This window comes from Micromonospora globosa, from assembly GCF_000717585.1.
In the GTDB taxonomy this organism is placed as follows: domain Bacteria; phylum Actinomycetota; class Actinomycetes; order Mycobacteriales; family Micromonosporaceae; genus Micromonospora; species Micromonospora aurantiaca.
This window is the reverse complement of the sequence record NZ_JNZR01000005.1, coordinates 68,482-81,272: the sequence shown is the minus strand read 5'-3', so window position 1 is coordinate 81,272 and position 12,791 is coordinate 68,482. Positions and strand designations below refer to the sequence as shown.

At 73.6% G+C, this 12,791-nt stretch carries 12 protein-coding genes; 9 read left to right on the top strand and 3 right to left on the bottom strand.

Going from position 1 to position 12,791, the window contains the following annotated elements:
• The first annotated feature begins 5 nt into the window (after window positions 1-5).
• Window positions 6-1,325, top strand: a complete 1,320-nt coding sequence (locus IF06_RS0107610) for an MATE family efflux transporter (RefSeq protein ID WP_013284674.1) — start codon at window positions 6-8, stop codon at window positions 1,323-1,325.
• Window positions 1,326-1,331: 6 nt separating this feature from the next.
• Here IF06_RS0107610 and IF06_RS0107605 read toward each other — a convergent pair whose 3' ends face one another.
• Window positions 1,332-2,327 (bottom strand): hypothetical protein, encoded by a 996-nt coding sequence (locus IF06_RS0107605; RefSeq protein WP_030269835.1) that lies wholly within the window; start codon window positions 2,325-2,327, stop codon window positions 1,332-1,334.
• A gap of 108 nt (window positions 2,328-2,435) precedes the next feature.
• Here IF06_RS0107605 and truB point away from each other — a divergent pair, with 108 nt between their 5' ends.
• The 7 genes from truB to IF06_RS0107570 all read left to right on the top strand — a co-directional run bounded on the left by truB (window position 2,436) and on the right by IF06_RS0107570 (window position 10,209).
• A complete protein-coding gene (truB, locus tag IF06_RS0107600) occupies window positions 2,436-3,320 on the top strand; it encodes a tRNA pseudouridine(55) synthase TruB (RefSeq protein ID WP_036310423.1) in 885 nt (294 codons plus the stop codon).
• Window positions 3,321-3,352: 32 nt separating this feature from the next.
• Window positions 3,353-4,279: a bifunctional riboflavin kinase/FAD synthetase gene (locus IF06_RS0107595; RefSeq protein ID WP_013284677.1), complete on the top strand. Its 927-nt coding sequence runs from the start codon at window positions 3,353-3,355 to the stop codon at window positions 4,277-4,279.
• 182 nt (window positions 4,280-4,461) lie between these two features.
• Complete coding sequence (gene rpsO / locus IF06_RS0107590; RefSeq protein ID WP_013284678.1) at window positions 4,462-4,731, top strand: 30S ribosomal protein S15; 270 nt, start codon at window positions 4,462-4,464, stop codon at window positions 4,729-4,731.
• A 220-nt stretch (window positions 4,732-4,951) separates the two neighbouring features.
• Window positions 4,952-7,342 carry a polyribonucleotide nucleotidyltransferase gene (locus tag IF06_RS0107585; RefSeq protein WP_013284679.1) on the top strand — a complete coding sequence of 797 codons (2,391 nt, stop codon included), beginning with the start codon at window positions 4,952-4,954 and terminating at the stop codon, window positions 7,340-7,342.
• Between the two features lie 121 nt (window positions 7,343-7,463).
• On the top strand, window positions 7,464-8,831 hold the full coding sequence (locus IF06_RS0107580) for a M16 family metallopeptidase (RefSeq protein WP_036310419.1): 1,368 nt from the start codon (window positions 7,464-7,466) through the stop codon (window positions 8,829-8,831).
• A gap of 72 nt (window positions 8,832-8,903) precedes the next feature.
• Complete coding sequence (gene dapB / locus IF06_RS0107575; RefSeq protein ID WP_030269829.1) at window positions 8,904-9,665, top strand: 4-hydroxy-tetrahydrodipicolinate reductase; 762 nt, start codon at window positions 8,904-8,906, stop codon at window positions 9,663-9,665.
• 76 nt (window positions 9,666-9,741) lie between these two features.
• Complete coding sequence (locus IF06_RS0107570) at window positions 9,742-10,209, top strand: GNAT family N-acetyltransferase (RefSeq protein ID WP_013284682.1); 468 nt, start codon at window positions 9,742-9,744, stop codon at window positions 10,207-10,209.
• A gap of 204 nt (window positions 10,210-10,413) precedes the next feature.
• On the opposite strand, the gene IF06_RS0107565 is transcribed toward IF06_RS0107570, so the two are convergent.
• The gene (locus tag IF06_RS0107565) at window positions 10,414-10,998 is read right to left on the bottom strand and encodes a GNAT family N-acetyltransferase (RefSeq protein WP_013474447.1); all 585 of its coding nucleotides are present in this window, start codon (window positions 10,996-10,998) and stop codon (window positions 10,414-10,416) included.
• 35 nt (window positions 10,999-11,033) lie between these two features.
• Here IF06_RS0107565 and IF06_RS0107560 point away from each other — a divergent pair, with 35 nt between their 5' ends.
• Window positions 11,034-12,338: a glycosyltransferase family 87 protein gene (locus IF06_RS0107560; protein ID WP_013284684.1), complete on the top strand. Its 1,305-nt coding sequence runs from the start codon at window positions 11,034-11,036 to the stop codon at window positions 12,336-12,338.
• Here IF06_RS0107560 and IF06_RS0107555 read toward each other — a convergent pair.
• On the bottom strand, window positions 12,243-12,788 hold the full coding sequence (locus IF06_RS0107555; protein ID WP_013284685.1) for a GNAT family N-acetyltransferase: 546 nt from the start codon (window positions 12,786-12,788) through the stop codon (window positions 12,243-12,245). The two genes, IF06_RS0107560 and IF06_RS0107555, sit on opposite strands and share 96 nt — an antisense overlap.
• Window positions 12,789-12,791 lie beyond the last annotated feature (3 nt).

The window sequence follows — 12,791 nt, the reverse complement described above, 5'->3', positions numbered from 1 at the left end:
CGGCGATGAGCACCACCGCCACCTCCGTCACCGCCTCGCCGCGGCGGATCGCCGCGCTCGCGCTGCCCGCCCTCGTGGTGCTGGCCGCCGAGCCGCTCTACGTCCTGGTCGACACCGCGGTGGTCGGTCACCTCGGCCGGGTGCCGCTGGCCGCGCTCGCCGTCGGCGGCACGGTCATGACGCTCACCGCCTGGGTCGGGACCGTCGTCGCGTACGGCACAACGGGCCGCTCGGCCCGCCGCTTCGGGGCGGGGGACCGGGCCGCCGCGGTGGCCGAGGGCGTCCAGGCGTCCTGGCTCGCGCTCGCCACCGGAGTGCTGGTGGCGGTCGCCATCGGCATCGGTGGGGGCGCGCTGGCGCGTACCCTCGTCGGCGGCCCCGGCGAGGTGGCCGACGCCGCCGCCGGGTGGCTGCGGATCGCGGCTCTCGGCGCGCCCGGCCTGCTGCTCGCCGCCGCCGGCAACGGCTGGCTGCGCGGCATCCAGGACACCCGCCGCCCGCTGCTGTTCGTGCTCGGCCCGAACCTGCTCTCCGCGGTGCTCTGCCCGCTGCTCGTCTACCCGGCCGGGCTCGGCCTGGTCGGCTCGGCGGTGGCGAACGCGATCGCGCAGACGCTGTCCGGGGTGCTGTTCGCGGCGGCGCTGGTGCGGGAGCGGGTCTCGCTGCGCCCCCGGCCGCGGGTGATCGGTCAGCAGCTCGTGCTCAGCCGGGACCTCCTCGTGCGGGGCGTCGCGTTCCAGGCCAGCTTCCTGTCCGCCACAGCCGTCGCGGCCCGCTTCGGGGCCGCCGCGGTCGGCGCGCACCAGATCGCCGTACAGCTGTGGTTCTTCACCGCGCTGGTGCTCGACGCGCTGGCCATCGCCGCGCAGTCGCTGGTCGGCGCCGCGCTCGGCGGCGGCGACGCGGCGGCCGCGCGGTTCCTGGCCCGCCGCATCGCGCTGCTCGGCGGGCTGTGCGGCGTGGCCTTCGCGGTGCTCATCGCCGCCGGCGCCGGCGTCGTGCCGTCGTGGTTCAGCTCCGATCCGCAGGTACGCGAGCAGGCCATGACGGCCTGGCCGTGGTTCGTGGCGCTCCAGCCGATCGGCGGCGTGGTGTTCGCGCTCGACGGGGTGCTGATCGGCGCGGGCGACGTGCGCTACCTGCGCAACCTCACCATCGTGTGTGCGTTCGGCGGGTTCCTGCCGGCGATCTGGCTGGCCTACGGGTTCGACCTCGGGCTGGGCGGGATCTGGGCCGGACTGACGCTGTTCGTGGTGCTGCGGCTGGCCGGCCTGCTGCTGCGGATGCGCTCGGGTGCGTGGGCGGTGGTCGGCGCGGTGCGCTGACGCCGGTCAGCAGGTGTCCGGCAGATCGACCGTCTTGTCCGGGTCGAAGACCGCGTCCGGGTCCGGGTCGGCCGGCCCGCCGAACGACTGCTTGCCGAGCGCGAGCAGCCCTTTGTCCAGCGCGGCGCAGTCGATGTTGGAGGCGTACGAGTCGGCCCGCTCGATCCACAGCCCGGCGGAGGCAGTGGTCACGTCGGCCGGGTGCGGGATGCTCCATTTCACCGTGTCGTGGACCACCACGACGCCGTCGCCCGGCGTGGGGCTGGTGGTGGGGAACGCGTACGCCCAGACGAAGTTCGTGGTCACCTCCAGGATGCGGATGCCGTCCCGGTCCTTCGTCGCCCGGTAGCTGATCCGGCCCTTGACCCGGGGCTGGTCGGCGGTGAGCCGGGCGCCGGGGGCGAGCCGGGTCGCGTAGGTGCTCGCCTCGCCGGTGGGGAAGTCGTCGCGCACGCCGGCCCGCGCGTCCGGGGCGAACTGGCGCACCAGCCGCTCCGGGTCCTTCGCGGTGAAGAAGGTGCGGTCCAGCCGGGCGGTGATCAGCGCCTTGCGTACCTTGGCCAGCGTGTCGGCCACCTGCTTCTCGGTGAACGGGCCGGTGCGCTTGGCGCGGGGCAGCGCGATTCCCGCCGCGCCCTCCGGGAAGGCCGCCGCCGGGGTGCCGTCGAACGGGCCGGCGGCCGGCGGGGGCGAGGCCGACGAGGACGCCTGCTCACCGACCGGCAGGCTCACCGTGGGGTGTTCGGCGGCCGGTTCCCGCCAGCGCTGGAAGCCCTGGTAGCCGAGGCCCCCGACGAGCCCGAAGAACGCGAGCAGCACCAGCGCGAGTACGCCGCCGAGCAGCTTGCCGGAGTGCCCGCCGAGCGCGATCCGCAGGCGGTCCGCGCGGCCGGGCGGCACCTCGGGCTCGGGCCGGCGCAGCCACTCGGGCACCCGTCCCAGCTCGTCCTCCGGCGGGCCGGCGGAGAAGTAGGGGTCGGGGGCGGAGCGGTGATCGGTCATCGGACTTCCCGGGCAGACGGGGCGCTGGCGCACGATCTTGACACCCCGCCGAAGCTGGGCGGTATCCCCCGCAGGGCCGATCACCGACGTCTGGCAGGCTTGGCGGTCGTGAGCACAGACGGTCTGATCGTGGTCGACAAGCCCGGCGGCATGACGTCGCACGACGTCGTGGCCCGCATCCGGCGGCTGGCGCGTACCCGCCGCGTCGGTCACGGCGGCACGCTCGACCCGATGGCCACCGGCGTCCTGGTGATCGGGGTGGGCCGGGCGACCCGGCTGCTCACGTACGTGATCGGCGCCGGCAAGAGCTACGCCGCGACGATCCGGCTGGGACAGGCCACGGTCACCGACGACGCCGAGGGCGAGGTGGTCGCGACCACCCCGGCCGGAGCGGTCACCGACGACGGGGTGCGCGCCGCGCTGGCCGCCCTCACCGGCGAGATCGACCAGGTGCCGAGCGCGGTGAGCGCCATCAAGATCGACGGGCAGCGGGCGTACAAGCGGGTCCGCGACGGGGAGGCGGTCGAGCTGCCCGCCCGCCGGGTCACCGTGTCGCGGCTGGACGTGCTGGCGATCCGCCGGGACGTCCCGGACGTGGTGGACGTGGACGTGGACGTGACCTGCTCGTCCGGGACGTACATCAGGGCGCTGGCCCGCGACGCGGGCGCGGCGCTCGGCGTCGGCGGTCACCTCACCGCGCTGCGCCGGACCGCTGTGGGCGGGTTCACGCTCGCCGAGGCGGCCACGCTCGACCAGCTCGAGGAGCGCGCGCCGGACGTGGTGAACCTGCCGCTGGACGCCGCCGCCGCGCGGTTCTTCCCGCGCCGGGACGCCACCGCCGACGAGACCCGGGTGCTGTCCCACGGCGGGCCGCTGGCGCCCGCCGGGATCACCGGGCCGTACGCGGTCTTCGGCCCGGCGGGCGGGCTGATCGCTATCGTCAGCGAGCGGGACGGGCGGGCCCGCGCGGAGATCGTGCTGGCCCCGGCCTGAACGGCGCGCGGGCGGACAGGGGGAGGAACGGCATGCAGCGGTGGCGGGGGTACGAGGCGGCGCCCGGCGGCTGGGGACGCTCGGTGGTCACCATCGGCGTCTTCGACGGCGTGCACCGGGGGCACCAGGCCACCATCGGTCACGCCGTGGCGCGCGCCCGGGAGCTGGGCGTCAAGTCGGTGGTGGTGACGTTCGACCCGCACCCGGCCGAGGTGGTACGCCCCGGCTCGCACCCGGCGGTCCTGACCGAGCCGGCCCGCAAGGCCGAGCTGATCGAGGCGCTCGGCGTGGACGTGCTCTGCGTGGTGCCGTTCACAGTCGAGTTCTCCCGGCTGCCACCCGAGGCGTTCGTGCACGACGTCCTGGTCGCGCACCTGCACGCCGCGCTGGTGGTGGTCGGCGACAACTTCCGGTTCGGGCACCGGGCCGCCGGTGACGTGCCGCTGCTGGAGCGGCTGGGCCGCACCTTCGGGTTCGCCGTCGAGGGGGCGCCGCTGGTCGCCGAGGCGGGGACCGTCTTCTCCTCCACGTACATCCGGTCCTGCGTCGACGCGGGGGACGTGGGCGCGGCGGCGGCGGCGCTCGGCCGCCCGCACCGCGTCGAGGGCGTGGTGGTCCGCGGCGACCAGCGCGGACGTGAGCTGGGTTACCCCACCGCCAACCTGCTGACCCACAGGTACGCGGCGGTGCCGGCCGACGGGGTGTACGCGGCCCGCCTGGTGCGCCGCGACGGCGAACCGCTGGCGGCGGCCGTGTCGATCGGCACCAACCCGACGTTCTCCGGCCGGGAGCGGCGGGTGGAGGCGTACGCGCTGGACTTCAGCGGCGACCTGTACGGCGAGCGGCTGGCCCTGGACTTCGTGGCGCACCTGCGTGAGCAGCGGACATACGACGCGATCGAACCGCTGGTGGCCCAGATCGCCGAGGACGTGGAACGCACCCGCCGGGCGGTGCTCTGACCGGCGCGGGGCCACCTTGACCGGCCGTCCGTCCCGAGGGCTGGTAGGCTGACGGAGACGTCGGCTGACCGACGGGGGCCTCGCGTGCCTGCACGACGCCGCGGGTGCGAGGAACCGGTCCGTTGCACCGGTCACCACGACCGCTCCGGACCTCATCGAATGACCCACGAAACAGGGAGAACATGGCGCTCGACCAGGAAGCCAAGGCCAAGATCCGCCAGGAGTACGCGACCGCCGAGGGCGACACCGGCTCGCCCGAGGTGCAGGTCGCGGTCCTGACCAAGCGGATCGCGGAGCTCACCGAGCACCTGAAGGTGCACAAGCACGACCACCACAGCCGCCGTGGGCTGCTGCTGCTGGTCGGCCGGCGCCGCCGGCTGCTGAACTACGTCCAGAAGAAGGACATCAACCGCTACCGGTCGCTCATCGAGCGGCTCGGCCTGCGCCGATGACCTGACGGGGGAGTGGCCGCCTGGCCGCTCCCCCGTTGCAGTACCACCGAAGAACCCGGCCGCGCGACACCCGAAGAGGGAGCCGGTCAGCACCGGTCTCCGGTAGTGGCCCCCGGGAATCCCGGCACGACGCCGGCCACCCCGGGCGCTTCGATCGAAGACCGGCCGCCTGAGCAGTTCCCGTGTCGTCGGCCGACGACGCGAAGGAGCACCACAGCACATGACCGAGACCAACCTCGGCACCGAATCCCGCACCGCGGTGATCGACAACGGGTCCTTCGGCACCCGTGAGATCACCTTCTCCACCGGCCGCCTGGCCCGTCAGGCCGCCGGCTCCGTCGTCGCCCAGCTCGGCGAGACGGTCGTCCTCTCCGCCACCACCGCCGGCAAGCAGCCGCGCGAGTCGTTCGACTTCTTCCCGCTGACGGTGGACGTCGAGGAGCGGATGTACGCCGCGGGCCGCATCCCCGGCTCGTTCTTCCGCCGCGAGGGCCGGCCCAGCGAGGACGCCATCCTCACCTGCCGGCTGATCGACCGGCCGCTGCGCCCGTCGTTCGTCAAGGGCCTGCGCAACGAGGTCCAGGTCGTCGAGACCGTGCTGGCGCTCGACCCGCAGCACCCGTACGACGTGGTGGCCATCAACGCCGCCTCGATGTCGACCAAGCTCTCCGGCCTGCCGTTCTCCGGCCCGATCGGCGCGACCCGGGTCGCGCACGTGGACGGCCAGTGGGTCGCCTTCCCGACCCTGGAGGAGCTGGCCCGGGCCACCTTCGACATGGTCGTGGCCGGCCGCACCCTCGCCGACGGCGAGGTCGCGATCATGATGGTCGAGGCCGAGGCCACCCCGAACGCGGTGGCCCTGATCTCCGACGGCGCCACCGCGCCGACCGAGGAGATCGTGGCCAGCGGCCTGGAGGCCGCCAAGCCGGCCATCCGTGAGCTGTGCCGGGCGCAGAGCGAGCTGGCCGAGGTCGCCGCCAAGCCGGTCAGCGAGTTCCCGGTCTTCCTGGACTACCAGGACGACGTCTACGACGCCGTGGCCGACGTGGCCCGCGCCGACGTCACCGAGGCCCTGAAGATCGCCGGCAAGGCCGACCGCGAGGAGGCCCTGGACCGGATCAAGGCCAAGGTCGCCGAGGAGCTGACCGGCCGGTTCGAGGGCCGCGAGAAGGAGCTGTCCGCCGCGTTCCGCTCGCTGACCAAGTCCGAGGTCCGCAACCGGGTGCTGCGCGAGCAGGTCCGCATCGACGGCCGCGGCCCGCGTGACATCCGTCCGCTGAGCGCCGAGGTCGGCGTGCTGCCGCGGGTGCACGGCTCGGCGCTGTTCGAGCGCGGCGAGACCCAGATCCTGGGCGTCACCACGCTGAACATGCTGCGCATGGAGCAGATGGTGGACACGCTGTCCCCGGAGAACCGCAAGCGCTACATGCACAACTACAACTTCCCGCCGTACTCGACCGGTGAGACCGGCCGGGTCGGCTCGCCGAAGCGGCGCGAGATCGGCCACGGTGCGCTCGCCGAGCGGGCGCTGATCCCGGTGCTGCCCTCGCGCGAGGAGTTCCCGTACGCCATCCGGCAGGTCTCCGAGGCGCTCGGCTCCAACGGCTCCACCTCGATGGGTTCGGTCTGCGCCTCGACGCTGGGCCTGCTCTCGGCCGGTGTGCCGCTGAAGGCGCCGGTCGCCGGCATCGCCATGGGCCTCATCTCCGACGAGGTCGACGGCAAGACCCAGTACGTGACGCTGACCGACATCCTCGGCGCCGAGGACGCGTTCGGCGACATGGACTTCAAGGTCGCCGGCACCCGTGACTTCGTCACCGCGCTCCAGCTCGACACCAAGCTGGACGGCATCCCGTCGGACGTGCTGGCCGCCGCGCTCCAGCAGGCGCACGAGGCCCGGCAGACCATCCTCGACGTGATGCAGCGGGCCATCGAGGCGCCGGCCGAGATGTCGGACTACGCGCCGCGGGTGACCACCGTGAAGATCCCGGTCGACAAGATCGGCATGGTGATCGGCCCGAAGGGCCAGACCATCAACGCGATCCAGGACGAGACCGGCGCCGAGATCTCCATCGAGGACGACGGCACCATCTACGTCGGCGCGACCAACGGCCCGTCGGCCCAGGCCGCTGTGGACCGGATCAACGGGATCGCCAACCCGACGCTGCCCAAGGTCGGGGAGCGGTTCCTCGGCACCGTGGTGAAGACCGCCGCGTTCGGTGCCTTCATCTCGCTCCTGCCGGGCCGTGACGGCCTGCTGCACATCTCCAAGGTGGGCGACGGCAAGCGGGTCGAGAAGGTCGAGGACTTCCTCAACGTCGGCGACAAGGTCGAGGTGGAGATCGCGGACATCGACGCCCGCGGCAAGATCTACCTGGACAAGATCCGTCCGGAGGGCGCTGAGGCGCCGGCCGCCGGTGAGGCGGCCGGTGGCGACCGTCCGTCGGGCCGGGACCGCGGCGGCGACCGTGGCCCGCGTGACCGCGGTGACCGGGGTGGCGAGCGTCGCTCCGAGGGTGGCGAGCGTCGCTCCGAGGGTGGCGAGCGTCGCTCCGAGGGTGGCGAGGGCGGCGGCGAGTCCCGTCCGCGTCGCCGGACCCGGCACAGCTGATCCACCGACCGGCCCGGGTGACGTCCGCGTCGCCCGGGCCGGCCCACGGCTCCAGGTCGCCTGCGCGAGCTGGAGCCGTCGTACGTCCCGCCGTTCCTCGTCATCCGGAGAGCAGGTTCTCGTGAGTTCGTCAGTCGCCTCGACGGGACGGGGGGTGGCGTCGACCGGTTCGGCGGCCCGCGCGGTCACCCGGACGCTCAGCGACGACCCGCTCGGCGGCACCGTCCGCCGTACCGTGCTGCCCAGCGGGCTGCGGGTGCTCACCGAGGCGATCCCGGCGATGCGCAGCGTGTCGTTCGGCATCTGGGTGGCGGTCGGCTCGCGCGACGAGACCGGCTCGCAGGCCGGCGCCGCGCACTTCCTGGAGCACCTGCTGTTCAAGGGCACCAACAAACGCAGCGCGCTGGAGATCTCGTCGCAGATCGAGGCCGTGGGCGGCGAGACGAACGCCTTCACCACGAAGGAATACACCTGCTACTACGCGCGGGTGCTGGACGAGGACCTGCCGCTGGCCATCGACGTCATGTGCGACCTGGTCGCCGACTCGGTGCTGACCGCCGCCGACGTGGAGACCGAACGCGGCGTCATCCTCGAAGAGATCGCCATGCACGACGACGAGCCCGGCGACGAGGTGCACGACCTGTTCGCCCGCGCCGTCTACGGCGACCACCCGCTGGGCCGGCTCATCTCCGGCACCGAGGAGACGGTCACGCCGATGACCCGGCGGCAGATCCAGGGCTTCTACCGCCGCCGCTACACCGCGCCGCAGATCGTGATCGCCGCCGCCGGCAACCTCGACCACGCCGCAGTGGTCAAGCTGGTCCGGCAGGCGCTGCGCGGCACCCCGCTGGACACCGACCCGGCGTCGCCGGCGCCGCACCGCGCGGCCACCCCGACGGTACGCACCAAGCCGGCCACCACGCTCGTCGAGCCGAAGGAGACCGAGCAGGCGCACGTCATCCTCGGCTGCCCGGGGATCGACCGCACCGACGACAGGCGGTTCGCGCTCGGCGTGCTCAACAACGTGCTCGGCGGCGGCATGTCCAGCCGGCTGTTCCAGGAGATCCGGGAGCAGCGTGGCCTGGCGTACTCGGTCTACTCCTACGCCAGCCAGTACGCCGACAGCGGCGTGTTCGCCGTCTACGCCGGGTGCGCGCCGGGCAAGGTGGACGAGGTGCTGGACCTGACCCGCGCGGAGCTGGCGCGGGTGGCCGCCGAGGGGATCACCGAGGCGGAACTGGCCCGGGGCAAGGGGATGAGCAAGGGCTCGTTCGTGCTCGGGCTGGAGGACACCGGCTCGCGGATGAGCCGGCTCGCCAAGGGGGAGCTGCTCTACGGCAACCTGATGCCGGTGGACGACCTGCTGGCCCGGGTGGACGCGGTGACGCTCGACGACGTGAACATGCTCGCCGCCGACCTGCTCGGCCGGCCCATGTCGCTTGCCGTGGTGGGTCCGTTCGACTCCGGCAGCTTCACGGCCACGAGCTGAGCGCCCCACCGGTCCTGAGCGCCGCGCCGGTCCGCCGGATCCCGTGCCGGGCGCTGGGATAGGTTGTGGCCCGTGACTGAGCAGCAGAAGACGGCGGCCCGGGTCGGTGTGCTCGGTGCCCGGGGCCGGATGGGCATGGAGGTCTGCAAGGCGGTCGACTCCGCCGCCGACCTGGAGCTGGTCGCGGCCGTCGACCAGGGCGACGACCTGGAGGCGGTGGCGCAGGCGGGTGCCGAAGTGGTCGTCGACTTCACCACCCCCGACGCGGTCATGGACAACCTGCGCTGGTGCGTCGAGCACGGCGTGCACGCGGTGGTCGGCACCACCGGCTTCACCGGGCAGCGGCTCGCCGAGGTGCGGGGCTGGCTCGCCGGCCGGCCTGGCGTAGGCGTGGTGATCGCCCCCAACTTCGGCATCGGCGCGGTGCTGATGATGCAGTTCGCGGCGCGCGCCGCCCGCTACTTCGAGTCGGTCGAGATCGTCGAGCAGCACCACCCGCGCAAGCTGGACGCGCCGAGCGGCACCGCCACCCACACGGCCCGGCTGATCGCCGCCGCCCGCGCCGACGCCGGCCTGGGGCCCGCGCCGGACGCGACCCGCGACGAGGTGGCCGGCGCCCGCGGTGCCGACATCGACGGGGTACGCGTGCACGCGGTACGCGCCACCGGCCTGGTCGCCCACCAGGAGGTGCTGTTCGGCACCACCGGCGAGACGCTCACCATCCGGCACGACTCGTACGACCGGGTGTCGTTCATGCCCGGCGTGCTGCTCGCGGTCCGGGAGGTGGGTCGCCGGCCCGGTCTCACAGTCGGCCTGGACGCCCTGCTCGACTGATCCGTCGCGCGGCGTGCTCCGGCCTGCTGCGGGAAACCGTTTTGCCTGGTCGGCGGCGTGGACCTAGGCTGTTTTCATGATCGATTCCGGACACTCCGACCGCACCGGCCGCCGGGTGACGCTGCGCCCGGTGGACGACGACAACTGGCGGGCCGTGGCGGACGTCGCGCCGCACGACGACCAGCGCGCCTTCGTGGCCGCGCTGGCCGCCCGTTACCTGCTTCTCACCGAGCGCTCGGACGTCTGGAACTCGCTGGCCGTCTACGCCGACGAGACGGTCGTCGGCCACGTCATGTGGGGCGTGGACGACGACGAGTCGCGCTGGATCGGCGGCATGGTGATCGACGCCGCCGAGCAGGGGCGGGGCCTGGGCCGCGCCACAGTGCGGACGCTCGCCGACTGGCTCGCCGAGGCGGGCCGGCCGATCCGCCTGAGCTACCACCCCGACAACAAGCCCGCCGCCGCCCTCTACACGTCCCTGGGTTTCCACCCCACAGGCGCGATGGAGGACGAAGAACTGGTAGCCGAACTCCCCCCAGCCTGACCCCCACCCTCCCCCTCACCCTCACCCCCCCCGGCCTGTACCTGGCCGATCATGAGGTTGGCGGCAGTTGGGGAGATCGAAAAGGCCGCCAACTTCATGATCGACTGGATCGGGGCGGGGTGCGGCGGGTGGGGTGGCGGTCCTGCCCCGTGCCGGGACCGCCGGCCCACCCACGCGAGGGTGGACCGGCGAGACGAGCGGAACTCATCGCTGCGGCGGAAGATTTTCCTCCGGGACTGCCACGTGCAGGCGGATCTGGGGGACCAGCATGTCGTCCACGTCCAGCGCGCGGGCCGCTCCGTCCGGCTCCCAGCCGGTCGAGCCGAGGAACTTCCGGGTCGCGGCGTCGGCGTCGAACGCCCACGCCACCGCCCGGGTCAGACCGTCGGCGCGCCAGTGGTCGACGGCCGCGGCGAGCAGCCGGCTGCCGTGCCCGCGCCGCCCCCACCGGGGCTCGACCAGCAGATCCGTGACCGCGGCGACGTCCGAGCCGAGCGCCTCGGCCGGCTCGTCGGGGGCGAGCGCGTCGGCGTCGGCCGGACCGGAGGCGACGAACCCCACCAGATAGGATTGCGCCGCCTGTTCGACGGCGACCAGCACCCGGTGCGCGCCCGAGGGCGGCTCCTGCACCGCCGCACTCCACCGCCGCGCGAGGTACGCCTCGTCGAGGTTGTCGAGCACGTGCCGTGGCAGGATCCGGCGGTACGCGACCCGCCAGGTCGCGAGCTGGATGCGTGCGATCTCGCCGGCGTCCTCGGGACGCGCGGGCCGGACGTAGCCTGCAGCCATGGCACGTGAGCCTACGCAGGGCGAGGAGGGTGACGGTGGCGCAGGGTGCCGGGCGGACGATCACGCAGGTCGTCGCCGTGGTGGCGCTCGCCGCGGCGGTCACCGTGTTCCTCTCCGTGGCGGCGGTGCGGCACGGCTTCTTCGACCTCCAGGTCTACTACGGCGCGCTGACGTACTGGGCGCGTGACGGCGGGGAGATCTACGACTTCCTGCGCCCCGGCACGCAGTACGGCTTCACCTATCCGCCGTTCGCCGCACTGGTGATGCTGCCGATGGCGTACCTGCCGTGGGGCGCGGCGATCGTGGTGAGCGTGACCGCGACGGTGCTGGCGAGCGCCGTGGTGATCTGGCGGCTGCTGGACCCGGTGGCCCGCCGGTCCGGCTGGACCCGCTGGTTCGCGCTCGCTGTGGCGCTCTGCCTGGCGGCCGCGTACGAGCCGATGCGCGAGACGGTCAACTTCGGCCAGGTCAACATGCTGCTGCTGTTCCTGGTGGCGGTGGACCTGCTGTGGCTGCTGCCGGCGCGCAGCCGCTGGGCGGGCGTGGGCATCGGCCTGGCCACCGCGATCAAGCTGACGCCCGGCATCTTCATCGTCTACCTGCTGGTCACCGGCCGCTGGCGGGCCGCGCTGACCACAGTCGGCACGGCCGCCGTCGCCACGCTCGTGGCCGCCGGTCTCTTCCCCGACGCGTCCCGGGAGTTCTGGACCGAGGCGCTGTGGAACACCGACCGGGTCGGCGAGCTGGCGTTCGTCTCCAACCAGTCGCTGCGCGGGGTGGTCGCCCGGCTCGACCCGCAGCACCCGAGCACGATCGCCTGGCTGGTGCTCGTACTCCTGACGCTCGTGGTGTGGGCGTGGCGTTCGCGGGCGGCGGTGGCCGCCGGCGACGAGGCCACCGGCCTGGCCCTCACCGGTGCCGTGATGTGCCTGGTCAGCCCGGTCACCTGGGTGCACCACCTGGTCTGGCTGCTGCCCGGCCTGATCCTGCTCGTCGACAACGGCATGGCGGCGCCCGCGCGCAGCCGCCGGCGCCGTCTGCTGCTGGCCGCCGCGTTGATCGGGTACGCGCTGCTGTGCAGCCGGATCGTCTGGTCCTGGGAGAAGGACTTCACTGGCGTGGACGGCTTCCTCGGCAGCAACACGTACGTGTGGATCAGCCTGGCGCTGCTGCTCGGGCTGCCGGTCCGGCGCTGGCTCACGCCGGCCGGCGGCGGGCGTCCCGGCGACGGCGTCCCGGCCGGGTCAGCCTCCGGTGGTGTACCGCAGCTCGCGGAGCAGGATCGGGGTGCGGCCACCGGACAGCGGCACCGGGTAGGCGGACTCCTCACCGTCCGGTGAGTGCCCGGCCCGCTCGTAGAAGCGGCGGGCCCGGGCGTTGTCGGCGAGCACCCAGAGCCGGTACCCGGTCCAGCCCCGCTCGGCCAGGCCGTCCCGGGCCGCCGCGAGCAGCGTCCGGCCGGCGCCCGAACCCCAGTGCGCCGGTTCCAGGTAGATCGCCAGCAGCTCGCCGTGCGCCGGGTCGAGGTCGCCGCGGTCCTGGTTGTTCCGGTACGGCCCGAACGTGGTGAACCCGACGATCGTGCCGCCGTCCACGGCGACGAGCGTGGTGAACGGGTGCTCCGGGTCGGCGGTGCCGAGGTCGCGGCGGCGCTGCGCCCAGGCGCGCGGGTTCAGCCGGCTCAGCACCTCCTCGGGCATGATCCCGGCGTACCCGGCCTGCCAGCCGTGGACGTGCACCCGGGCGATGGCCTCGGCGTCGTCCGGTTCCTCCCGGCGAATGGTGAGCACCTG